Source organism: Campylobacter concisus (assembly GCF_050447445.1).
In the GTDB taxonomy this organism is placed as follows: domain Bacteria; phylum Campylobacterota; class Campylobacteria; order Campylobacterales; family Campylobacteraceae; genus Campylobacter_A; species Campylobacter_A concisus_BI.
On record NZ_JALMFW010000001.1, the window covers coordinates 369,438 to 391,792 of the forward strand.

Genomic DNA, 22,355 nt, shown 5'->3' on the forward strand with positions numbered 1-22,355 from the left:
TCATGCAAGAAGATATCAAGAATAAACAAAATGAAAATCCAAAAACTGAAAAAAGATTAATTTCTGAAAATAGCATAAAAGAACAAGAGGAAGCTAGTAATAAAATTTTAAATAGTGTAGATGACATAAAGTCTAATCTTCAAACAAAAAATTATGATGCTTATGATTTGAAATTTATGTCAAGTCTTTCTGAGGCTGTTTTGGCTAAAGCCCCATCAACATCTAAAAAGATACTCTATACGGTTGCTATAACTATGTTTTGGCTTCTTGTTTGGGCCTCTTGGGCACAAATAGATGAGATCACAAGAGGTAGTGGTAAAATCATCCCATCTGGAAAAAACCAAGCGATACAAAATCTCGAAGGCGGTATAGTCGATCAAATTTTTGTAAAAGAGGGCGATGAAGTCAAGAAAGATCAAATTCTAATAAGGCTAGATAATAAAAATTTTACGAGTAGTTATGGTGAGTCAAAACTAAGACTTGATGAACTTCAAGCAAAATTTATGAGACTTGATGCTGAGGCGAATGATAAGGAATTTGACTACGATGAAGCTAGAGATGCGAACAATAGCAAAGCCATAAGATATGAGCTAAGTTTGCATAGTTCAAATATCGATCACTTAAATGAACAGATAGGAATTTTAACAGAGCAAATTCATCAACGCCAGAGTGAATTAGTCGAACTAAAAAATAAAATTTCTCAAACTCAAAATAGCTACAACCTTGTTCTAAAAGAAAAGGCCATTATGGAGCCAATCTTTAAAAAAGGTCTTGTTAGTGAGGTTGAATACATCCAGCTTCAAAGACGTGTAAACGATCTAAGAGGCGAGCTTGATGCTGCTGTTCTTGCTGTACCAAGAGTTGAATCAACTATAAAAGAAGCGAAAAATAAGATCGAAGAAGCAAAACTTGCTTTTAAAAATAATGCAAAAAAAGAGCTAAATGAAGTTTCAGCAGAGATCGCAAGGATAAATGAATCACAAATCAGCCTAAGTGATAGAGTGGAAAGAACATATGTAAGATCTCCAGTAAATGGTATCGTCAGCAAAATGATGGTTCATACCGTATCGGGAGTTATAAAGCCTGGCGAAAATATTGCCGAGATCGTTCCTCTTGAGGATAAATTGGTTGCTGAAGTAAAAGTAAAACCAGCTGATGTTGCATTTTTGAGGCCTGGACTTGATACGATGGTTAAATTTACGGCTTATGATTTTAGTATTTACGGTGGTTTAAAAGGCAAAGTAACGCAGATTAGTGCCGATACGGAGACTAATGAAAAAACTGGCGAGAGCTATTATTTGGTCAGGATAGAAACTGAAAAAAATTATCTTGGTAGCGAAGAAAAGCCACTTAGGATAAAAGTTGGTATGATAGTCTCAGCTGATATCATTACCGGCAAAAAGACAATACTTGATTATTTATTAAAGCCTATTTTAAAGGCAAAACAAAATGCCTTAACGGAGAGGTAATGGGCAAGATCGCTTTTTATGATAAGAAATTTGGTGAATATGAGATTGAAAAATTTCAAAATTTACAAAATTTCTATCTCATAAAAGATGATCATTGCTGCGATATAGTTAATGATGAAATTGAACGATTTAAATTTAGTGATTGTGAAATAGAATTTTTACAATTAGTAGATGTTGCTAGTAGACATAAAAAACTATTTGAAAATATAAAAATTCAAGATGATATAGTAAGAAGCATTAAAATTTTAATAAAAGGCTTTGACCAGAGTTTGGATAAATTTGACTTTGATCTCGGAATTTTAGATTTAAATACTCCTTATAAATATGCTATATCACAAGATTTTTTTGAAATGACTATTTTTTTAGAAGAAAAATCCTCAGTGGTTACTAAATTTTTCTCATTAATAGATTACAAGATACACAAAAACGGCGAAAGTCGTCATATAGATTTTTTTATAAATAATAAAAAAATTTATGAAAGAATCATATAAATAATCCAAGGAAAGGTAATGCAAGTTATTTTATTTACACAAAATAGTGCATTAAACAATATTTGGAGAAGCTATTTTACTGGCAATAGCGATGTGAAATTTATACATAATAGAAAAGAGTTTTTTTCTCATATAAATGATGATATTGATATTATAGGCATTGATATTGATGTTTTTAAAGATAATATTGATGATGTTATAAAAAATATAATTGAAAAATCACCAAATATAAAAATACTCACACTCTCAAATAGGCCAACGATAAACGAAGGTAAGCATCTGCTTACGCTTGGAATCAAGGGCTATGCAAATTCTCACATGAGAAAGACACACTTTGAAGATGCTTTTGAAGCTATTTTTAATGGAAATATATGGCTTTACCAAGAATTTGTTCAGGCAATGATTAGTGAGCTAACCGGCTCATATATTAATAGTGAAAGTGAAAAGGCAGATAAAAGGACTGACCTCTCTGAGCTTAGTTTAAGGGAAAGAGAAATTGCAGATTTGATCTATCGGGGTCTAACAAATAATGAAATTTCAGAAAAAACAGGTATTACACTAAGAACAGTCAAAGCACATACAAGCTCGATTTATAGTAAGTTAAATGTAAAGGATAGAATAGGGCTTGTGCTTTTAATGAAGCAGCTTGATGCATAAAATCTTGATTTATTTTTTGAAAAAATTAAGATTCTTCTTCAAAAACCATAAATTTTTATACATGCGCCCATAAGAAATACATACATAACTTTTACTAGCTGAAGAATACAATAAATATAAAATTTTCAAATAAAAAATAATTTGCTAAAATCTTAAATAAAAAATTCTAGCAAATTGATTAATAGCTGAGACAAAAAAACCAGAAACTTTAGTCTTCTAAATCAATATCTACTTTTTCAACATTTGTTATAATGTCTTTTGTATTTTTTTCGATATCGTGTTTATTTTTTTCAATAAGCGATCTATTTTGTCCAATCAAATCCCTATTTTCTTTAATACCATCACTATTTTGTTCAATTAATTTGCTAAGAGTTGATATTCTTTTCTCATAACGTATCATTAGAAAATAAATTACGTAAATTAGTAATAAAATTATTGCCCAAGGTAAAAATTGCATATTAAATCCTTATATATTTTTTTGTAATTATAGAAATTTTAGCTTTTAAAAAAAATAAAACCATAAAAATTATACATATTTCATAAATACTTAATAGTGCATTACGGATTTAAATGTAATAAAAATTTGTATTCTTAAATGGCTGTATTTTATGATTTTAATTTTTATGAAAATTTTTTAAATTTCCCTTGACTTTTACCTTGTTTTGATATATAATTGCCACTTCACAAAATAGGTGCTGGTGTAGCTCAGTTGGTAGAGCTACTGCCTTGTAAGCAGTGGGTCGGCGGTTCAAGTCCGTTCACCAGCTCCATTTTTGTAACAGTGTTTGACCAGAAAATACCAAAATAGTTTATTAATGTTTAAGGTGAGATACTCAAGCGGCCAACGAGGGCAGACTGTAAATCTGCTGACTATGTCTTCCGTGGTTCGAATCCACGTCTCACCACCATTGTTATGCGGGAGTAGCTCAGTTGGCTAGAGCATCAGCCTTCCAAGCTGAGGGTCGCGGGTTCGAGCCCCGTTTCCCGCTCCAAAATTTGGGAAAATAAACTGGGAGCTGTATCTAGATTTTACTAAACACAGTTATTCCTTACTTTATTTTCAAAATTTTTAGTTGTTTGTATTATTTAATTGGAATCATCTCTGCCAAGCGTTTTTCGCTCATATGGCTCAGAGGTAGAGCACTTCCTTGGTAAGGAAGAGGTCGCGGGTTCAAGTCCCGCTATGAGCTCCACTGGTTAATATGATTTTATTATGATTATACAAATTTGGTAAGAAAAAAGACATATATCACATACGGAGGAAAAGATGGCTAAAGAAAAATTTTCACGTAACAAGCCGCACGTAAACATAGGTACTATTGGTCACGTAGATCATGGTAAAACTACATTAACAGCTGCAATATCTGCTGTTCTTTCACGCAAAGGACTTGCTGAGCTAAAAGATTATGATAATATTGATAATGCTCCAGAAGAAAAAGAGCGTGGTATTACAATTGCTACTTCACATATTGAGTACGAGACAGAGAAACGCCACTATGCTCACGTTGACTGCCCAGGTCACGCCGACTATGTTAAAAACATGATTACAGGTGCTGCTCAAATGGATGGCGCCATTCTAGTTGTTTCTGCAGCAGACGGTCCAATGCCACAAACTAGAGAGCACATCTTGCTATCTCGCCAAGTTGGTGTTCCTTATATTGTTGTTTTCATGAACAAAGCTGATATGGTTGACGACGCTGAGCTACTTGAGCTAGTTGAGATGGAAATCCGCGAACTACTTAATGAGTATAACTTCCCAGGCGATGACACTCCAATTGTTGCTGGTTCAGCTCTTCAAGCTTTAAATGAAGCAAAAGCTGGACAAGATGGCGAATGGTCAGCAAAAATTATGGAACTAATGGATGCAGTTGATAGCTATATTCCAACTCCAGTTCGTGCTACAGATAAAGATCTTCTTATGCCAATCGAAGACGTTTTCTCAATCTCAGGTCGTGGTACAGTTGTAACAGGTAGAATCGAGAAAGGTGTTGTTAAAGTTGGTGACACAATAGAAATCGTTGGTATCAAACCTACACAAACAACAACAGTTACTGGTGTTGAGATGTTTAGAAAAGAGATGGATCAAGGCGAGGCTGGCGACAACGTCGGCGTTCTTCTCCGTGGTACCAAAAAAGAGGACGTTGAGCGTGGTATGGTTCTTTGCAAGCCTAAATCAATTACCCCTCATACAAAATTTGAGGGTGAGGTTTATATTCTAACTAAAGAAGAGGGTGGTCGCCATACTCCTTTCTTTAACAACTATAGACCACAATTCTATGTAAGAACAACCGACGTTACTGGTTCTATTACTCTTCCAGAGGGTACAGAAATGGTTATGCCAGGTGATAACATAAGAATTTCTGTTGAGTTAATCGCTCCAGTTGCGCTTGAAGAAGGTACTCGTTTTGCTATCCGTGAGGGTGGTAGAACAGTTGGTTCAGGTGTTGTTTCAAAAATACTTGGTTAATTTATAAAATTTTGCTAAAGGGAATTCCCTTTGGCTTTCTATAATAAGGAATATATATGAGAATTAAAATCGGTTTAAAATGCTCTGAAAGTGGTGATATAAACTATACTACAACAAAAAATAGTAAGACTACTACAGAAAAGGTTGAGCTCAAAAAATATTGCCCAAGATTAAAAAAACATACTGTTCATAAAGAAGTTAAATTAAAAAGCTAACTAAGAATAAGCAGCTATTAGGGCAATAGCTCCAACGGTAGAGCGCTGGATTCCAAATCCAATGGTTGGGGGTTCGAATCCCTCTTGCCCTGCCACAACGAAGGTTAAGATTATGGAAAAATTTATAAATTATATTAAGCTTTCTAAATTGGAAATAATGAAGGTTATTTACCCTACAAAAGAACAAATTAGAAATGCTTTTTTTGCAGTTTTTATCGTAGTTGCTGTTGTTTCACTTTTTTTAGCTCTTGTTGATGTTATTATGTCCTTTGTTTTATCTAAAGTTATATGAGATAAGGAAAAGTAATGTCACATAAATGGTATGCTATACAGACTTACGCTGGAAGCGAAATGGCAGTAAAAAGAGGAATTGAAAACTTAGTAAAAGATCATGGAATAGAAGATCAACTAAAAGAAGTTATAGTTCCTACAGAAGATGTAATAGAAATAAAAAATGGCAAGCAAAAAATCAACGAAAGAACTCTTTACCCAGGCTATGCTTTTGCATGCTTAGATCTTGATACAGCTCTTTGGCACAGAATTCAGTCTTTGCCAAAAGTTGGACGTTTTATTGGTGAAGCTAAAAAACCTACACCATTATCTGAAAAAGATATAAATACTATTTTAGAAAAAGTTCAAAAAAGAGCTGCACCAAAACCTAAGATATTCTTTGAGGATGGTGAGAGTGTTCGTATAACAGAAGGTCCTTTTGCTAACTTTACAGGTATTGTTGAAGAGTATGACATGATACATGGAAAACTTAGACTTAATGTTTCTATTTTTGGTAGAAGCACCCCTGTTGATATTTTGTATTCGCAAGTTGAGAAGATAATTTAAGGAGCAAGAAATGGCTAAAAAAGTTATAGGTGAAATAAAATTACAAATTGCCGCAACAAAAGCAAATCCTAGCCCTCCAGTTGGTCCAGCACTTGGACAAAAGGGTGTTAACATTATGGAATTTTGTAAAGCCTTTAATGAGAGAACAAAAGATATGGTTGGGTTTAATATTCCAGTTGTTATAACTGTTTATGCTGATAAGAGTTTTACATTTATCACAAAACAGCCTCCTGCTACAGATCTTATTAAAAAGGCTGCAGGTATAACAAAAGGAACTGATAATCCTTTAAAAAATAAAGTAGGCAAATTGACAAAAGCTCAAGTTCTAGAAATAGTTGAGAAAAAACTTGTTGATTTGAATACAAATGATAAAGAGCAAGCAGCCAAGATTATTGCTGGCTCAGCTCGCTCAATGGGTGTCGAAGTAGTAGACTAAAGCCTTTACCGTCAGGTTGATTAGCAAAAGACGGAAGCAATATATATGCGGAGAAATTTATGGGAAAAACTAGCAAGAGATTTCAAGAATTGCTCAAAAAAGTAGAGCAAGATAAAATTTATAATCTTAGTGAGGCTATTGATACGGTCAAAACTCTAGCTTCTGCTAAATTTAATGAAACAGTTGAGATTGCATTAAAATTAAATGTTGATCCAAGACATGCTGATCAAATGGTTCGTGGTTCAGTAGTTTTGCCAGCTGGTACAGGTAAAACTGTAAGAGTTGCTGTTATTGCAAAAGATGCTAAAGCTGATGAGGCTAAAGCAGCTGGTGCTGATATTGTTGGTGCAGATGATTTGGTCGAAGATATTCAAAAAGGTATAATGAATTTTGATGTTCTTATAGCTACTCCAAATTTAATGGGCCTTGTAGGTAAGGTCGGTAGAATTTTAGGACCAAAAGGATTAATGCCAAATCCAAAAACTGGTACAGTTACAATGGATGTTGCACAAGCAGTTAATAATGCAAAAAGTGGTCAAGTAAATTTCCGTGTTGATAAGCAAGGAAATATACATGCAGGCCTTGGTAAAGTTAATTTTACTAAAGAACAACTAAATGAAAATATTTCAACATTTATTAAAGCGATCAATAAACATAAGCCTGCAACTGCAAAGGGTAGATATGTTAAAAATGCTTCGTTGTCTTTGACAATGAGCCCATCTATAGCTCTTGATACTCAAGAAGTTATGGACTTAAAATAAAACTAAAATTAAAATTTATATCTTAGATTGGAGATAGCCGAGGCCATTGGGCTTAATTGATTCGACCCGCTCTGCTTGAAATTACCGGTCGGAAAGGAGAAAAAGTGACACGTAACGAAAAAACTGAAGTTGTTGCAAAATTAGAGAGTGAATTTAAAACTGCTGAAGCTATTGTAGTTTGTGACTATCGTGGCCTTTCAGTAAAGAAACTTGAAGTTTTAAGAAATTCTGCTAAAGAACAAAATGTAAAAGTTCAGGTTATTAAAAATACTCTTGCAAATATTGCTCTTAAAAATTCTGATAAAGTCGGAATGGAACTCAAAGATACAAATATCTATCTTTGGAGTGAAGATCAATTAGCAGTAACTAAAGTAGCCGCAAAATTTGAAGAGTCTAATGCTGATCTTTTCAAAATAAAAACAGCTTATATTGATGGCGAAGTTGCTAGTGTTGATAAAGTTAAAGCTCTATCTAAAATGCCTAGCCGTGATGAGCTTATTGCGATGCTTTTACAAGTTTGGAATGCGCCAATTCAAAATTTTACAATTGGTTTGAATGCGCTTAAAGAGAAAAAAGAACAATCAGCTTAATTTAAATTAAAAAAATAATAAGGATTAAAAATGGCAATTACTAAAGAAGATGTATTAGAGTTTATATCTAATCTTTCTGTGCTTGAACTTAGTGAACTTGTAAAAGAGTTCGAAGAGAAATTTGGTGTTAGCGCAGCTCCTGTAATGGTAGCTGGTGGTGCTGTTGCAGCAGGCGGTGCAGCAGCTGTAGCAGAGGAAAAAACAGAATTTAACATTGTCTTGGTTGATTCTGGTGATAAGAAAATCAACGTTATTAAAGTTGTTAGAGCGCTTACTGGTCTTGGTCTTAAAGAAGCCAAAGACGCAGTTGAGGGTACACCATCTGTTCTTAAAGAAGGCGTTAGCAAAGATGAGGCTGAGGCAGCTAAAAAAGAGCTTGAGGAAGCTGGTGCTAAGGTTGAACTTAAATAATTTTTTATTATTTGAGCTTAATATTTCAAGAGAGGGCAAAGGCTCTCTCTTTTTTAAATTTTAGATGCCTTGTTAAAAGGCTATACTTTTCTTTCAAAATTACCACGAGGTAGATGCAATGTTAAATAGCTTATACTCAGGAAATCGTCTTAGGGTTGACTTTTCTAATGTCGTTAAGGAGATAGACGTTCCGAACCTACTACAACTACAAAAAAAGAGCTTTGATAATTTTTTAAATCTAAATAACAATCAAACAGAAAGCGGTATAGAAAAAGTTTTCAAATCAATCTTCCCAATACATGATCCGCAAAATCGTTTGACTTTAGAATATGTTGGCTCAGAAATTGGAAAACCAAAATATACAATTAGAGAGTGTATAGAAAGAGGTCTTACATACTCTGTAAATTTAAAGATGAAAATACGTCTTATCGTTCATGAGAAAGATGATAAGACAGGTGATAAAGTTGGTGTTAAAGATATAAAAGAACAAGAAATTTTTATACGTGAAATTCCACTAATGACTGATAGGATTTCATTTATTATAAATGGTGTTGAGCGTGTTGTTGTAAATCAACTCCATAGAAGTCCAGGTGTTATTTTTAAACAAGAAGAGAGTGCGACTGTTGCAAATAAATTAATTTATACAGCTCAAATAATACCAGACCGTGGCTCTTGGCTACATTTTGAATATGATACAAAAGATATTTTATATGTTAGGATAAATAAACGCAGAAAAGTACCAGTAACTATATTATTTAGGGCGCTTGGATATAAAAAACAAGATATTATTAAGTTGTTTTATCCGATACAAAATTTAATTATTAAAAATAACAAATTCTTAACTCTTTTTAATCCTGAAGATTATTTGGGAAGAGTTGAATATGATATAAAAAACGAAGATGGAGAAATTCTTCACCAAGCAGGTAAACGTCTTACTAAGAAAAAAGCTGATAAGTTAATTGAAGATGGCGTAAAATTTGTTGAATACCCAGTTGAAGCACTTATCGGTAGATATTTGGCAAATCCTGTAATAAATACAGAGAGTGGAGAAATTTTATATGATACATTATCTGCTCTTGACGAGAATAAACTTGCAAAAATTTTAGCTGAACATGAAAGTATTGAGATTATAAATAACTCTGCTGCTGGTGTTGATGATGCGATTATAAATTCTTTCATAGCTGACAACGATATGCTTAAGGTTTTAAAACAAACTGAGGGCGTGGATGACGAAAACGATCTTGCGGCTATTAGAATTTATAAGGTTATGAGACCAGGAGAGCCAGTTGTAAAAGAGGCCGCAAAGAGTTTTGTAAATGATATGCTATTTAACCCTGAGAGATATGATTTAACAAAAGTTGGTCGTATGAAAATGAATCATAAGCTCTCGCTTGATGTGCCAGAGTATGTTACTTTGCTAACAAGTGAAGATATCATAAAAACTGCAAAATATCTTATAAAAGTTAAAAACGGACAAGGTCACATTGATGACCGCGACCACCTTGGTAATCGCCGTATAAGGTCAATCGGTGAGCTACTTGCTAGCGAACTTCACCTTGGTTTCGTAAAGATGCAAAAGGCAATTCGCGATAAATTTACAAGCTTAAGCAATAATACTGAAGAGATTATGCCATACGACCTTATTAATCCAAAAATGATTACTGCTACGATTATGGAATTTTTCACAGGCGGGCAGTTAAGCCAGTTTATGGATCAGACAAACCCGCTTAGTGAGGTTACTCACAAGCGCCGTCTATCTGCACTTGGCGAGGGTGGCTTAGTAAAAGAGCGTGCTGGCTTTGAGGTGCGTGATGTTCACCCAACCCACTACGGTAGAATTTGTCCGGTTGAGACTCCTGAAGGTCAAAATATTGGTCTTATCAATACGCTTTCAACCTATGCAAAAGTGAATGATCTTGGCTTTGTTGAAGCACCTTACAAAAAAGTTATAGATGGTAAAGTGACTGATGAGATAGTTTATTTAACTGCAACTCAAGAAGAGGGCAATGTTATAGCTCCAGCATCAACTAAGCTTGATGAAAATGGACACATCGTTGAGGACTTGATTGAGGTTAGAAAAGATGGCGAGATGATGCTTGCCCGTAGAGAAGATGTTACTTTGATCGACCTTTGTTCTGGTATGATAGCTGGTGTTGCGGCTTCACTTATTCCATTCCTAGAGCATGATGATGCTAACCGTGCTCTCATGGGTTCAAATATGCAACGTCAGGCAGTGCCACTACTTCGCTCAACTGCTCCTATTGTTGGAACAGGTATGGAGAGCGTTATCGCAAGAGATGCATGGGAAAGTGTAAAAGCAAAACGTAGTGGTGTGGTTGAAAAGGTTGATAATAAAAATATATTCATTTTAGGCGAAGACGAAGCTGGTCCATATATCGATCATTACTCTTTGGAGAAAAATTTAAGAACAAACCAAAATACGACTTTTTCTCAACATCCGATAGTTAAAAAAGGCGATGAGATCGTTGCCGGTCAAATAATTGCTGACGGCCCAAGTATGGAAAAAGGCGAGCTAGCTATCGGTAAAAATGCACTAATTGCATTTATGCCTTGGAATGGCTACAACTACGAGGACGCGATCGTCATTAGCGAAAAAATGATACGTGAAGATGCCTTTACGAGCGTTCATATTTATGAAAAAGAGATCGAAGCTCGTGAGCTAAAAGATGGCGTTGAAGAGATAACAAAAGATATACCAAATGTCAAAGAAGAGGAGCTTATGCACCTTGATGAGAGTGGTATTGTCAAAATTGGTACAGAGATTAAGCCTGGTATGATCCTTGTTGGCAAAGTATCTCCAAAAGGCGAAGTTAAACCAACTCCAGAAGAAAGACTATTACGTGCGATCTTTGGTGAAAAGGCTGGCCACGTGGTAAATAAATCGCTCTACGCTTCAGCTTCGATGGAAGGCGTGGTTGTTGATGTTAAAATTTTCACCAAAAAAGGTTATGAAAAAGATAGCAGAACAAATAAAGCTTACGAAGAAGAGAAGACTCTTTTAGAAAAAGAACATCACGATAGACTACTTATGCTAGACCGCGAAGAGATGCTAAAAGTTACAGCACTTCTTTCTAAAAATCCACTAGCAAGTGATCAAGAGGTAAATAAAAAAGAGTATAAAAAGGGCTCAAAGATCAATAAGGCCGATCTTGAAAATATAAATAGGTTTACTCTAAATGCTATCGTTAAAAGCTTTTCAAAAGATATTCAAAAGAAATATGACGAGCTAAAAAATTACTTTCAAAATGAGAAGAAAAAGCTCAAAGAAGAGCATGATGCTAAGATAGAAATTTTAGAAAAAGATGACATTTTACCAAGTGGCGTTGTAAAACTTGTAAAGGTTTATATAGCTACAAAACGCAAACTAAAAGTCGGCGATAAGATGGCTGGACGTCACGGTAACAAAGGTATCGTTTCAAATATAGTTAGAGAAGTAGATATGCCTTATCTTCCAAGTGGTCAGATCGTAGACATCGTGCTAAACCCACTTGGTGTTCCAAGCCGTATGAACATCGGTCAAATTTTAGAGAGCCACCTTGGTCTTGTTGGCTACCGCTTAGGCGAGCAGATCAATGAAATTTTTGAGACCAAAAAAGGCGAGTGGATAAAAGAGCTAAGAGCTAAGATGATAGAGATAGCAGGTGTTGCTAAGCTAATGGACGCTAAAAAAGCTCTTGGTAAGATGAGCGATGAGAAGCTTCTTGAGTACGCAAAAGATTGGAGTAATGGCGTAAGATTTGCGACTCCGATTTTTGAAGGCGTTAAGGCTGACGAATTTGCAAAATTATTTGAGATGGCAAAGATAGATAGCGACGGTAAAACTGAACTATATGACGGACGCACAGGCTCAAAGATAAGAGAACGCGTTAATGTTGGTTGTATGTATATGCTAAAACTTCACCACTTGGTCGATGAAAAAGTTCACGCAAGAAGTACTGGACCATATAGCCTTGTTACACAGCAACCTGTCGGCGGTAAGGCGCTATTTGGTGGTCAAAGGTTTGGTGAGATGGAGGTTTGGGCACTTGAGGCTTATGGTGCCGCTCATACACTAAGAGAGATGCTAACTGTAAAATCAGATGATGTTGAGGGAAGACTTTCTGCTTACAAAGCTTTAACAAGAGGTGAAAACGTTCCTGAGACTGGTATCCCTGAGACGTTCTTTGTTCTAACAAACGAGCTAAAATCACTAGCTCTTGATGTAGAAGTATATGATGAGGATGAGACAAATGAAACTAACTAATTTAAAACCAGTTGAGATAAAAGAAGAGCATAGACCTCGTGATTTTGAAGCTTTTCAACTTCGTTTAGCAAGTCCTGAGAAGATAAAATCTTGGAGTTATGGCGAAGTTAAAAAACCAGAAACTATCAACTATCGTACACTAAAACCTGAGCGTGACGGCTTGTTTTGTGCGAAAATTTTTGGACCGATCCGTGATTACGAGTGCCTTTGTGGCAAATATAAAAAGATGCGTTATAAAGGCATCAAGTGCGAAAAGTGCGGCGTTGAAGTAACAACATCTAAGGTTCGCCGCTCTCGCATGGGTCACATTGAGCTTGTAACTCCAGTGGCTCACATCTGGTATGTAAATTTCTTGCCAAGCCGTATTGGTGCACTTCTTGGTATTAAGATGAAGGATCTTGAGCGCGTACTTTACTATGAGGCATACATTGTTGATAATGCTGGCGAGGCTTATTACGACAATGAAAATTCTAAAAAAGTTGAAAAATACGACGTTTTAAATGAAGAGCAATATCAAAGCCTAGCTTCAAGATATGAAGAGACTGGCTTTACAGCTAGAATGGGTGGTGAGGTCATCTATGACATGCTAGCTGAGCTTGATTTGATGGAAATTTTAAATCAACTAAAAGAAGAGATGGAGTCTACAAATTCTGAGGCCAAGAAAAAGACTATCGTAAAACGCCTAAAAGTTATCGAGAGCTTTTTAAATTCAGGTAACCGCCCAGAGTGGATGATGATAACAAATTTACCAGTTCTTCCACCTGATCTTAGACCGCTAGTCAGCCTTGATGGTGGTAAATTTGCTGTTTCAGACGTAAACGACCTATATCGCCGCGTAATAAACAGAAATAGCCGTCTAAAACGTCTACTTGAGCTTGACGCACCTGAGATCATTATCAGAAATGAAAAGAGAATGCTTCAAGAAGCTGTTGATGCGCTATTTGATAATGGCCGCAGAGCAAATGCAGTAAAAGGTGCAAATAAGCGCCCACTAAAATCACTAAGCGAGATCATCAAAGGTAAGCAAGGCCGATTCCGTCAGAATTTGCTAGGTAAGCGTGTTGACTTCTCTGGACGTTCTGTTATCGTTGTTGGTCCAAAGCTAAAAATGGATCAGTGTGGTCTTCCAAAGAAGATGGCTCTAGAGCTATTTAAACCACATTTGCTTGCTCGCCTTGAAGAAAAAGGCTATGCGACAACTGTTAAGCAAGCTAAAAAGATGATAGAAGATAAGACAAATGAGGTTTGGGAGTGCCTAGAAGAGGTCGTCAAAGACTATCCAGTTATGTTAAACCGTGCTCCAACACTTCACAAGCTTTCTATCCAGGCATTTCATCCAGTGCTTGTTGAGGGCAAGGCTATCCAACTTCACCCACTAGTTTGTGCGGCGTTCAACGCAGACTTTGACGGTGACCAAATGGCTGTTCACGTGCCACTATCACAAGAGGCTATCGCTGAGTGCAAAATTTTAATGCTTAGCTCAATGAACATCTTGCTTCCTGCAAGCGGTAAGGCTATCACAGTTCCTTCACAAGATATGGTTTTAGGAATTTATTATTTAAGCCTAGAGAGAAATGACGAAAAAGGCGCAAATAAAATTTTCTCAAGCGTTGATGAAGTAATGATCGCTGAAGAGGCTAATACTCTTGGTCTTCATGCTAAAATCAAGACAATGGTTGATAATAAGATCATCTTTACGACGGCTGGTCGCTTGATTTTAAGAGCCATACTTCCTGATTTTGTTCCTGAAAATATGTGGAATAAGATCATGAAGAAAAAAGATATTGCAAATTTGGTTGATTATGTTTATAGAAATGGTGGTCTTGAAGTAACGGCTGACTTCCTTGATAAGCTTAAAAATTTAGGCTTTAGATATGCTACAAAAGCGGGAATTTCTATCTCTATCGCAGATATCATCGTGCCAGATAGCAAGCAAAAATATATCGACGAAGCTAAGAAAAAAGTTCGCGAAATTCAAAAGCAATACGGCGCTGGTCTTTTAACAGATAGTGAGAGATACAACAAGATCATCGATATCTGGACAGATACAAACAACAGCGTTGCAAGTGAGATGATGAAGCTTATCCAAAATGATAAAGGCGGATTTAACTCAATTTACATGATGGCAGACTCAGGCGCTAGAGGTAGTGCAGCGCAAATTCGTCAGCTAGCTGGTATGCGTGGTCTTATGGCAAAACCTGACGGTTCGATTATCGAAACACCGATCATTTCAAACTTCCGTGAGGGTCTAAACATAATGGAGTACTTTAACTCTACCCACGGAGCTAGAAAGGGTCTTGCAGATACTGCGCTAAAAACTGCCAACGCTGGTTACCTAACAAGAAAACTAATCGACGTAGCTCAAAACGTTAAGGTTACAATGCATGACTGCGGTACGCACGAGGGCGTTGAGATCACAGATATTACAGAGAGCGGCGAGCTAATCGAAAGCCTTGAAGAAAGAGTATTGGGCCGTGTTTTAGCGGATGATGTGATTGATCCTATAACAAATGAAATTTTATTTAGTGAAGGTACTCTACTTGATGAAGAAAAAGCTAGAGCTATAACTGAGGCTGGCATAAAATCAGTGAGCATTAGAACGCCTATTACTTGCAAAGCACCTAAAGGCGTTTGTGCAAAATGCTACGGCTTAAATTTGGGTGAGGGCAAACTTGTAAAACCAGGTGAAGCAGTTGGTATCATTTCAGCTCAATCTATCGGTGAGCCAGGTACACAGCTAACGCTAAGAACATTCCACATCGGTGGTACGGCTTCTACTGAGCAACAAGATCGTCAAGTAATCGCCCAAAAAGAAGGTTTTATCAGATATTACAACCTTAATACTTATGATAACGGTGATAAGAAGATCGTTGCAAATAGAAGAAGCGCAGCTGTGCTACTTGTTGAACCAAAGATTAAATCAACGATTGATGGCAAAATAGAGATCGAATATGCCCACGAAGATGTAAATATCGTGATAAAAGGTAAAAAAGAAGAGGTTAAATATACAATTAGAAGAAACGATCTTGCTAAGCCAAATGAATTAGCTGGTGTTAGCGGAAAGATCGAAGGAAAGATGTATATACCTTATGTAAGTGGCGATAAAGTAAAAGAGAATGAAAGTATCGTTGAGATCATAAAAGAGGGTTGGAATATTCCAAATCGTATCCCATACGCTAGTGAACTTAAAATTTCAGACGGAGATCCTGTAACTCGTAAAATTTTAGCTGACGCAAATGGTGTGGTTAAATTTTTCATATTAAAGGGTGATTATCTTGATAGGGTTAAAGATATCAAAAAAGGTCACAAGGTAACTGAAAAAGGTTTCTTTGTAGTTGTTTCTGATAAAGATGGACGTGAAGCAGTTCGCCATTATATCCCAAGAAATTCTATCATTCAAGTTTCTGATAATGATGCAGTTGAGAGAGCGACAGTAGTCTCATTGCCTGAAAAAGATGATAAGTTGATTATTGCTGAGTGGGACCCATACTCAACTCCAACTATTGCTGAAGAAGCTGGCGTGGTTAGCTTTGAAGATATTGAGCCAGGATATAGTGCGACTGAGCAAGCAGATGAGGCAACTGGACAAAGACGTCTTGTTATCAATGAGTATTTGCCAAGTGGTGTAAAACCTGCGATTATTATCGCTACTAAAAAAGGAAATTTAATTAAGTATCCGCTTGATCCAAAAACTGCGATCTTTGTCTCAAGCGGTGATGAAGTAGCTCAGGCTGATATTTTGGCCAAGACCCCAAAAGCTGTCGCTAAGTCAAAAGATATTACCGGCGGTCTTCCAAGAGTTAGTGAGCTATTTGAAGCAAGACGCCCTAAAAATACAGCTATCGTTGCAGAGATTGATGGTGTGGTTAGATTTGACAAGCCACTTCGCTCAAAAGAGCGCATAATCATCCAAGCTGAAGATGGCACAACTGCTGAGTATTTGATCGAGAAAAGTCGTCAGATCCAAGTAAGAGATGGGGAATTTGTCCACGCTGGCGAGAAACTAACTGATGGACTAATCTCAAGCCACGATATTTTAAGAATTCTTGGCGAAAAAGCGCTTCATTATTATTTGATTAGCGAGATTCAACAAGTTTATCGTCGCCAAGGTGTTGCGATCGCAGATAAACATATCGAGATCATCGTCTCTCAAATGCTTCGCCAGGTTAAAATCGTTGATAGTGGAAATACAAATTTCATAGTTGGCGATATGGTCTCAAGAAACAAATTTAAAGAAGAGAACGAGCGTATCATGAACATGGGTGGTGAGCCAGCTATTGCTGAGCCGATCCTTCTTGGTGTTACAAGAGCGGCTATCGGAAGTGATAGTGTGATCTCTGCTGCATCGTTCCAAGAGACAACTAAAGTCTTAACAGAAGCATCTATCGCTGCTAAATTTGACTATCTTGAAGATCTAAAAGAGAACGTTATCCTAGGACGTATGATTCCGGTTGGAACTGGTTTTTATAAGGATAAAAAAGTAAAAATCAAAGAAAACTAATACTTCAAGCCCCTATTTTGGGGCTTAACCTCTTTATAAAATTAAGTCAATTAAAAATTTACAAGCTATTAACTATCACCTAATAAAATCCTTATCTTTAAATCACATCATGGAGAATTTATGAAAAACATTGATCTTGGACTTTTATTTATACGTTTAGGACTTGGTATCTGCCTTTTTATGCATGGTTTTGGTAAAATTTTACATGGACTTAGTGGGGTAAAAGGTATATTGGTAAATGCTGGTTTGCCTGGATTTTTGGCATATTTTTCTTACCTTGGAGAAGTTTTAGCGCCCATTATGTTAATTATTGGTTTTTACTCAAGGGTAGGAGCTATCCTAGTTTTAGGTACTAGTATTACTATTTTATACTCGTACTATGGATTTGCAAATTTATTTGCATTAAACGAGGTTAATGGCTTTAAATCAGAGCTTATTTACCTTTATATTGCTATTTCACTTTGTATTCTTTTGATAGGTAGCGGCAAATATGCTGTCAAGCAAGACTAATACAAAATAAAGACAGCAGAGTTTTTATAAAATCAAGAATTAGATGAGTAAGTCTAACTTATTAACCGTTATTTAAGTTTATTTTAAATAAAATTAGGTCTTTTTAATAAATTTAGTTGAAAGGAATTATTGTGCCAACCATAAATCAATTGGTCAGAAAAGAACGCAAGAAAGTGACTGTTAAGTCAAAATCTCCAGCGTTAAAAGAGTGTCCTCAAAGAAGAGGAGTTTGCACTAGGGTTTATACTACAACTCCTAAAAAACCAAACTCAGCTTTGAGGAAAGTTGCCAAAGTTAGGCTAACAAGTGGTTTTGAAGTCATCAGCTATATCGGCGGTGAAGGTCACAACCTACAAGAACACAGTATCGTTTTAGTTCGCGGTGGTAGGGTTAAAGACTTACCAGGTGTTAAATATCACATCGTTCGTGGTGCACTTGATACTGCTGGTGTTGCAAAGAGAACAGTTTCTCGTTCTAAATATGGTGCTAAACGCCCTAAAGCTGGCGCTGCAGCTGCAACAAAAAAGTAAAATTTAGGTTCGCAGACGTTGCTAAAATTTGCAAACGTTTGAGTAAAATTTCATAAAAATTTGAAGGAAAGATCAAAATGAGAAGAAGAAAAGCCCCTGTAAGGGAAGTCTTACCTGATCCGATTTACGGAAATAAAATAATCACTAAATTTATTAATTCTCTTATGTATGATGGAAAAAAAAGCGTCGCTACTGAGATAATGTATGGTGCTATTAAAGCCATAGAAAAGAAAAATGCTGAGGTTAAAGGCATCGACGTTTTTAACGATGCTATTGAAAATGTAAAACCTATTTTAGAAGTTAAATCACGCCGTGTTGGTGGTGCTACTTATCAAGTACCAGTTGAGGTTCGCCCAGCTCGCCAACAAGCTCTTGCTATTCGCTGGCTTATAACTTACGCTAGAAAGAGAAGCGAAAGAACTATGATAGATAAACTAGCGAATGAGCTCTTAGATGCGGCAAACTCAAAAGGTGCATCTTTCAAGAAGAAGGAAGATACTTATAAAATGGCAGAGGCTAATAAAGCATTTGCTCACTACCGCTGGTAAGAAAGAATTAATATGGCAGAGAGAAAAACGCCTTTACATAAGGTAAGAAATATCGGTATCGCGGCTCACATTGATGCTGGAAAGACAACTACTAGTGAGAGAATTTTATTCTTTACTGGCATGAGCCATAAAATAGGTGAGGTTCATGATGGTGCTGCTACCATGGACTGGATGGAACAAGAAAAAGAGCGTGGTATTACTATTACTTCAGCTGCAACTACGGCGTTTTGGAAGGGTTATCAAATAAACCTAATAGATACTCCGGGACACGTTGACTTTACTATCGAAGTTGAGCGTTCTATGCGTGTTCTTGACGGTGCTGTTTCAGTATTTTGTTCTGTTGGTGGTGTTCAGCCACAGTCTGAGACTGTTTGGAGACAAGCAAATAAATATCACGTACCAAGAATCGTTTTTGTTAATAAAATGGACAGAATTGGTGCAAATTTCTTTAGAGTTGAAGAGCAGATTAGGGAAAGACTAAAAGCAAACCCAATTCCTATTCAAATTCCTATAGGTGCCGAGGATAACTTTAGAGGTGTGGTTGACCTTGTAAGAATGAAAGCTTACGTTTGGAATGATGAGAAAAAGCCAACTGACTATGTTGAAGAAGAAATTCCAGCTGAAGTTAAAGATAAAGCAGAGGAATACCGTGCAAAACTAATCGAAGCAGTTTCAGAGACAGATGATAGCTTGATGGAGAAATTTTTTGCTGGTGAAGATCTAAGTGAAGAAGAGATCAAAAAAGGCATAAAAGCAGGCTGCTTGAGAATGACTATCACGCCTATGCTTTGTGGAACTGCGTTTAAAAACAAAGGAATTCAACCTCTACTTGATGCTGTTGTTGACTACTTGCCAGCTCCAGATGAAATTGAAGCTATTAAGGGTGTATATGAAGATGGTACCGAAGTAACTGTTGAAAGTACTGATAATGGTGAATTTGCAGCTCTTGCATTTAAGATTATGACTGACCCATTTGTCGGACAGCTAACATTTATTCGTGTTTATAGAGGAAGCTTGGAAAGTGGTAGCTATGCTTATAATACCGTTCAAGATAGTAAAGAGAGAATCGGTCGCTTGCTAAAAATGCACTCAAATAAACGTGAAGAGATTACTGAGCTTTTCGCTGGTGAGATCGGCGCTGTTGTTGGTCTAAAAAACACTCTGACAGGTGATACTCTAGCTAGTGAAAAAGATAAAGTTATCCTTGAAAGAATGGACTTTCCAGAACCAGTTATTAGTGTTGCAGTTGAGCCAAAAACAAAAGCAGACCAGGAAAAAATGGCAATAGCGCTTCAAAAACTAGCTCAAGAAGATCCAAGTTTTAGAGTTAGCACAGACGAAGAGAGTGGTCAAACTATTATTAGCGGTATGGGTGAACTTCACTTAGAGATTATAGTTGATCGTATGCTTCGTGAATTTAAAGTTGATGCTGAAGTTGGACAACCACAAGTTGCTTATCGTGAAACTATTCGTAAGACAGTTGAACAAGAGTATAAGTATGCTAAACAATCAGGCGGTCGTGGTCAATATGGTCACGTATTTTTACGTATTGAACCGCTTCCAGCTGCTAGTGGATTTGAGTTTGTTAATGATATCAAAGGTGGTGTTGTTCCAAAAGAATATATTCCAGCTGTTGAAAAAGGTTGTAAAGAGGCACTTCAAAGTGGTGTTCTTGCTGGTTACCCAGTTGAAGACGTTAAAGTCACACTATTTGATGGTAGCTACCATGAAGTTGACTCGTCTGAAATGGCATTTAAGCTTGCTGCTTCAATGGGCTTTAAGGAAGGTGCTAGAAAAGCAGGTGCTGTTATTCTTGAGCCTATGATGAAGGTTGAAGTAGAAACTCCAGAAGAGTATATGGGTGATGTTATAGGCGACCTTAATAAACGCCGTGGTCAAGTAAATTCAATGGATGATAGAAATGGTGTGAAGATCATTGCAGCTTATTGTCCATTAGCTCAAATGTTTGGCTATTCAACAGATCTTCGCTCGATGACTCAAGGCCGTGCAACTTATTCAATGGAATTCGATCACTACGAAGAAGTTCCTAAAAACGTAAGTGATGAGATTATTAAAAAAAGAAATGGCTAATTAACCAAAGAAGGGCAGAGTAATCTGTCCTTCAAAAATTATTTATTCTGATAAAATCTATCTACAAAATACATGAATTGTCCTCATAGCTCAGCTGGATAGAGCGTAGAATTCCTAATTCTAAGGCCACAGGTTCGAACCCTGTTGGGGACACCATCATACAATCGCCTTTGTAAAATACAAAGTGCTCAAACAAGTGTTTTTTAAATATACTAAAACGTACAACAAGATATAACAATTTATAAAAAATATTCTTATGCTGATCAGCAAATAGAGTAAAAGAAAAAAATACAAAGAATGGACTTTATAAAAAAGATTATAAGTTATATGCAAACAAGATCACTAATATCAAAGAAAATTTTATAAAAAGCGTAATGGTAAATGACTATATTTTCATCAATCTAGTCGGTTTATCTATATATGCATTCGTAGTAGATTTAGTTTTTTATCAACACATTATATCATTAATTTTTATCTAAACTAATAAATTTTATCAACAAAAATTTTTATATATTTAATAATTCGTGCTAACATTTCAAAAATTTATTTAAGGAGAGTAGATGAAAAAAATTTTACTTTTAGGAGCTGTTTGTTGTATGTTGTCAGCTGATGTTAAAACCGTTAATATAAGCCCAGATGAGATCAAAAAATATGATCAGATTATTGATATAAGAACTCCATCTGAGTGGCAAGAGACCGGCGTTATCGCAGGTGCAAAGACTATAACTTTTAATCCAAACGATAAGAGTGCATTTTTAGAGGAGCTTTCAAAGGCAGTTGATATCAAAAAACCTATTGCTCTTGTTTGCAGAAGTGGCAGAAGAAGTACGGCAGCAGCCGCAGCGATAGATAGCTCAGATCTTAAGATAATAAATTTAGATGGAGGTATGAGTAGCTTGATCGAACAAGGCTATAAAACTACGCCTTATAAAAAATAGATAAATTTTTGTGATTCTATATTTGACTACAAGATAAATTTATTTTGTAGTCAAAATTTATACTAAATAATAAATTTTATTATTTGATTAACCAGTGATTAACTCTAACTACATATAATTTCATCACATTTAAACAATAAAAAAGGAGACAAAAATGTCAAAAGTTATTTTACAGTTAAACACAATTCAGGCTGATGCGAATGCGCTTTACATTAAATTTCACGATCTTCACTGGAATGTAAAAGGTATTCAATTTTTTAGCGTCCATGAATACACAGAAAAAGCTTATGAAGATATGAGTGAGATATTTGATGCAGTTGCAGAAAGAGCTCTTATGCTTGGCGGCAGACCTATCGCAAAGGCTGAGGAGCTAGCAAAAGTCGCTCACATCAAGCATGAGCCAAAAGAGAGCTACACTCCAACTGAAGTTTTGGATATTGTTTTGGCTGATTACAAGCACCTTTTGGGCGAGTTTAAAAAGCTTGACGAGCTTGCAGAAGGCGATACAACAACTCAAATGTATGCACAAGATCAAATCGCAAAATTTGAAAAAGCAATCTGGATGCTAAACGCAACACTTAGCAAATAACTACTAGCGGGAGTTTCCCCGCTTTATCTAAATAAATTCTACTTTTTGGC

At 36.1% G+C, this 22,355-nt stretch carries 20 protein-coding genes and 6 tRNA genes; 25 read left to right on the forward strand and 1 reads right to left on the reverse strand.

What is annotated here, in order from left to right; all coding sequences use genetic code 11:
* The first annotated feature begins 2 nt into the window (after positions 1 to 2).
* Genes MTT30_RS01905 through MTT30_RS01915 form a run of 3 tightly spaced genes read left to right on the forward strand, consistent with a single transcriptional unit; the run spans position 3 to position 2,617 of the window.
* Entirely contained in the window at positions 3 to 1,469 is a 1,467-nt protein-coding gene (locus MTT30_RS01905) for an HlyD family type I secretion periplasmic adaptor subunit (protein ID WP_429800799.1), read from the forward strand.
* Positions 1,469 to 1,960: a DUF5416 family protein gene (locus MTT30_RS01910; protein WP_429800800.1), complete on the forward strand. Its 492-nt coding sequence runs from the start codon at positions 1,469 to 1,471 to the stop codon at positions 1,958 to 1,960. Before MTT30_RS01905 ends, MTT30_RS01910 begins: the two co-directional genes overlap by 1 nt.
* 18 nt (positions 1,961 to 1,978) lie before the next feature.
* On the forward strand, positions 1,979 to 2,617 hold the full coding sequence (locus MTT30_RS01915) for a response regulator transcription factor (RefSeq protein WP_429800801.1): 639 nt from the start codon (positions 1,979 to 1,981) through the stop codon (positions 2,615 to 2,617).
* Positions 2,618 to 2,825: 208 nt separating this feature from the next.
* Here the strand turns inward: MTT30_RS01915 and MTT30_RS01920 are convergent, their stop codons facing one another.
* The gene (locus MTT30_RS01920; protein ID WP_021090800.1) at positions 2,826 to 3,074 is read right to left on the reverse strand and encodes a hypothetical protein; all 249 of its coding nucleotides are present in this window, start codon (positions 3,072 to 3,074) and stop codon (positions 2,826 to 2,828) included.
* 237 nt (positions 3,075 to 3,311) lie between these two features.
* On the opposite strand from MTT30_RS01920, the gene MTT30_RS01925 reads away from it, so the two are divergent.
* The 22 genes from MTT30_RS01925 (at position 3,312) to MTT30_RS02030 (ending at position 22,305) form a co-directional block, all read left to right on the forward strand.
* Positions 3,312 to 3,387 (forward strand) — tRNA-Thr (locus tag MTT30_RS01925).
* Between the two features lie 53 nt (positions 3,388 to 3,440).
* Positions 3,441 to 3,525: transfer RNA gene (locus tag MTT30_RS01930), tRNA-Tyr, on the forward strand.
* Positions 3,526 to 3,532: 7 nt separating this feature from the next.
* Positions 3,533 to 3,609 (forward strand) — tRNA-Gly (locus tag MTT30_RS01935).
* A gap of 126 nt (positions 3,610 to 3,735) precedes the next feature.
* Positions 3,736 to 3,810 (forward strand) — tRNA-Thr (locus MTT30_RS01940).
* A gap of 74 nt (positions 3,811 to 3,884) precedes the next feature.
* Complete coding sequence (gene tuf / locus MTT30_RS01945; RefSeq protein WP_087585685.1) at positions 3,885 to 5,084, forward strand: elongation factor Tu; 1,200 nt, start codon at positions 3,885 to 3,887, stop codon at positions 5,082 to 5,084.
* A 56-nt stretch (positions 5,085 to 5,140) separates the two neighbouring features.
* Complete coding sequence (gene rpmG, locus MTT30_RS01950) at positions 5,141 to 5,299, forward strand: 50S ribosomal protein L33 (protein ID WP_087585686.1); 159 nt, start codon at positions 5,141 to 5,143, stop codon at positions 5,297 to 5,299.
* A 19-nt stretch (positions 5,300 to 5,318) separates the two neighbouring features.
* Positions 5,319 to 5,394: transfer RNA gene (locus MTT30_RS01955), tRNA-Trp, on the forward strand.
* Between the two features lie 17 nt (positions 5,395 to 5,411).
* Entirely contained in the window at positions 5,412 to 5,591 is a 180-nt protein-coding gene (secE, locus tag MTT30_RS01960) for a preprotein translocase subunit SecE (protein ID WP_087585687.1), read from the forward strand.
* 14 nt (positions 5,592 to 5,605) lie between these two features.
* Positions 5,606 to 6,136 carry a transcription termination/antitermination protein NusG gene (nusG, locus tag MTT30_RS01965; protein WP_054196403.1) on the forward strand — a complete coding sequence of 177 codons (531 nt, stop codon included), beginning with the start codon at positions 5,606 to 5,608 and terminating at the stop codon, positions 6,134 to 6,136.
* Between the two features lie 10 nt (positions 6,137 to 6,146).
* Complete coding sequence (gene rplK / locus MTT30_RS01970) at positions 6,147 to 6,572, forward strand: 50S ribosomal protein L11 (RefSeq protein WP_021091067.1); 426 nt, start codon at positions 6,147 to 6,149, stop codon at positions 6,570 to 6,572.
* 59 nt (positions 6,573 to 6,631) lie between these two features.
* Positions 6,632 to 7,333 (forward strand): 50S ribosomal protein L1, encoded by a 702-nt coding sequence (gene rplA / locus MTT30_RS01975; RefSeq protein WP_021091006.1) that lies wholly within the window; start codon positions 6,632 to 6,634, stop codon positions 7,331 to 7,333.
* 104 nt (positions 7,334 to 7,437) lie between these two features.
* Positions 7,438 to 7,923: a 50S ribosomal protein L10 gene (gene rplJ / locus MTT30_RS01980; RefSeq protein WP_021090459.1), complete on the forward strand. Its 486-nt coding sequence runs from the start codon at positions 7,438 to 7,440 to the stop codon at positions 7,921 to 7,923.
* A 30-nt stretch (positions 7,924 to 7,953) separates the two neighbouring features.
* Positions 7,954 to 8,334 (forward strand): 50S ribosomal protein L7/L12, encoded by a 381-nt coding sequence (gene rplL / locus MTT30_RS01985; RefSeq protein WP_103593119.1) that lies wholly within the window; start codon positions 7,954 to 7,956, stop codon positions 8,332 to 8,334.
* 118 nt (positions 8,335 to 8,452) lie between these two features.
* Entirely contained in the window at positions 8,453 to 12,598 is a 4,146-nt protein-coding gene (rpoB, locus tag MTT30_RS01990) for a DNA-directed RNA polymerase subunit beta (protein ID WP_107686545.1), read from the forward strand.
* Entirely contained in the window at positions 12,585 to 17,099 is a 4,515-nt protein-coding gene (rpoC, locus tag MTT30_RS01995) for a DNA-directed RNA polymerase subunit beta' (RefSeq protein WP_021091033.1), read from the forward strand. Before rpoB ends, rpoC begins: the two co-directional genes overlap by 14 nt.
* Positions 17,100 to 17,219: 120 nt before the next feature.
* Positions 17,220 to 17,609: a DoxX family protein gene (locus MTT30_RS02000; RefSeq protein WP_054196410.1), complete on the forward strand. Its 390-nt coding sequence runs from the start codon at positions 17,220 to 17,222 to the stop codon at positions 17,607 to 17,609.
* Positions 17,610 to 17,740: 131 nt separating this feature from the next.
* Positions 17,741 to 18,139: a 30S ribosomal protein S12 gene (gene rpsL, locus MTT30_RS02005; protein WP_021090705.1), complete on the forward strand. Its 399-nt coding sequence runs from the start codon at positions 17,741 to 17,743 to the stop codon at positions 18,137 to 18,139.
* A 77-nt stretch (positions 18,140 to 18,216) separates the two neighbouring features.
* A complete protein-coding gene (gene rpsG, locus MTT30_RS02010; protein WP_021090980.1) occupies positions 18,217 to 18,687 on the forward strand; it encodes a 30S ribosomal protein S7 in 471 nt (156 codons plus the stop codon).
* Positions 18,688 to 18,699: 12 nt separating this feature from the next.
* Positions 18,700 to 20,778: an elongation factor G gene (fusA, locus tag MTT30_RS02015; protein WP_103624494.1), complete on the forward strand. Its 2,079-nt coding sequence runs from the start codon at positions 18,700 to 18,702 to the stop codon at positions 20,776 to 20,778.
* 79 nt (positions 20,779 to 20,857) lie between these two features.
* Positions 20,858 to 20,934, forward strand: a tRNA-Arg gene (locus MTT30_RS02020).
* A 404-nt stretch (positions 20,935 to 21,338) separates the two neighbouring features.
* Positions 21,339 to 21,716: a rhodanese-like domain-containing protein gene (locus MTT30_RS02025; protein ID WP_021090898.1), complete on the forward strand. Its 378-nt coding sequence runs from the start codon at positions 21,339 to 21,341 to the stop codon at positions 21,714 to 21,716.
* Positions 21,717 to 21,870: 154 nt separating this feature from the next.
* Positions 21,871 to 22,305: a Dps family protein gene (locus tag MTT30_RS02030; RefSeq protein WP_429800802.1), complete on the forward strand. Its 435-nt coding sequence runs from the start codon at positions 21,871 to 21,873 to the stop codon at positions 22,303 to 22,305.
* Positions 22,306 to 22,355 lie beyond the last annotated feature (50 nt).

What these genes read in the sequence shown, in the direction of transcription:
- MTT30_RS01905 (WP_429800799.1), top strand. Translation starts at nt 3, where the DNA reads ATGCAAGAAGATATCAAGAATAAACAAAATGAAAATCCAAAAACTGAA.
- MTT30_RS01910 (WP_429800800.1), top strand. Translation starts at nt 1,469, where the DNA reads ATGGGCAAGATCGCTTTTTATGATAAGAAATTTGGTGAATATGAGATT.
- MTT30_RS01915 (WP_429800801.1), top strand. Translation starts at nt 1,979, where the DNA reads ATGCAAGTTATTTTATTTACACAAAATAGTGCATTAAACAATATTTGG.
- MTT30_RS01920 (WP_021090800.1), bottom strand. Translation starts at nt 3,074, where the DNA reads ATGCAATTTTTACCTTGGGCAATAATTTTATTACTAATTTACGTAATT.
- tuf (WP_087585685.1), top strand. Translation starts at nt 3,885, where the DNA reads ATGGCTAAAGAAAAATTTTCACGTAACAAGCCGCACGTAAACATAGGT.
- rpmG (WP_087585686.1), top strand. Translation starts at nt 5,141, where the DNA reads ATGAGAATTAAAATCGGTTTAAAATGCTCTGAAAGTGGTGATATAAAC.
- secE (WP_087585687.1), top strand. Translation starts at nt 5,412, where the DNA reads ATGGAAAAATTTATAAATTATATTAAGCTTTCTAAATTGGAAATAATG.
- nusG (WP_054196403.1), top strand. Translation starts at nt 5,606, where the DNA reads ATGTCACATAAATGGTATGCTATACAGACTTACGCTGGAAGCGAAATG.
- rplK (WP_021091067.1), top strand. Translation starts at nt 6,147, where the DNA reads ATGGCTAAAAAAGTTATAGGTGAAATAAAATTACAAATTGCCGCAACA.
- rplA (WP_021091006.1), top strand. Translation starts at nt 6,632, where the DNA reads ATGGGAAAAACTAGCAAGAGATTTCAAGAATTGCTCAAAAAAGTAGAG.
- rplL (WP_103593119.1), top strand. Translation starts at nt 7,954, where the DNA reads ATGGCAATTACTAAAGAAGATGTATTAGAGTTTATATCTAATCTTTCT.
- rpoB (WP_107686545.1), top strand. Translation starts at nt 8,453, where the DNA reads ATGTTAAATAGCTTATACTCAGGAAATCGTCTTAGGGTTGACTTTTCT.
- rpoC (WP_021091033.1), top strand. Translation starts at nt 12,585, where the DNA reads ATGAAACTAACTAATTTAAAACCAGTTGAGATAAAAGAAGAGCATAGA.
- MTT30_RS02000 (WP_054196410.1), top strand. Translation starts at nt 17,220, where the DNA reads ATGAAAAACATTGATCTTGGACTTTTATTTATACGTTTAGGACTTGGT.
- rpsG (WP_021090980.1), top strand. Translation starts at nt 18,217, where the DNA reads ATGAGAAGAAGAAAAGCCCCTGTAAGGGAAGTCTTACCTGATCCGATT.
- fusA (WP_103624494.1), top strand. Translation starts at nt 18,700, where the DNA reads ATGGCAGAGAGAAAAACGCCTTTACATAAGGTAAGAAATATCGGTATC.
- MTT30_RS02025 (WP_021090898.1), top strand. Translation starts at nt 21,339, where the DNA reads ATGAAAAAAATTTTACTTTTAGGAGCTGTTTGTTGTATGTTGTCAGCT.
- MTT30_RS02030 (WP_429800802.1), top strand. Translation starts at nt 21,871, where the DNA reads ATGTCAAAAGTTATTTTACAGTTAAACACAATTCAGGCTGATGCGAAT.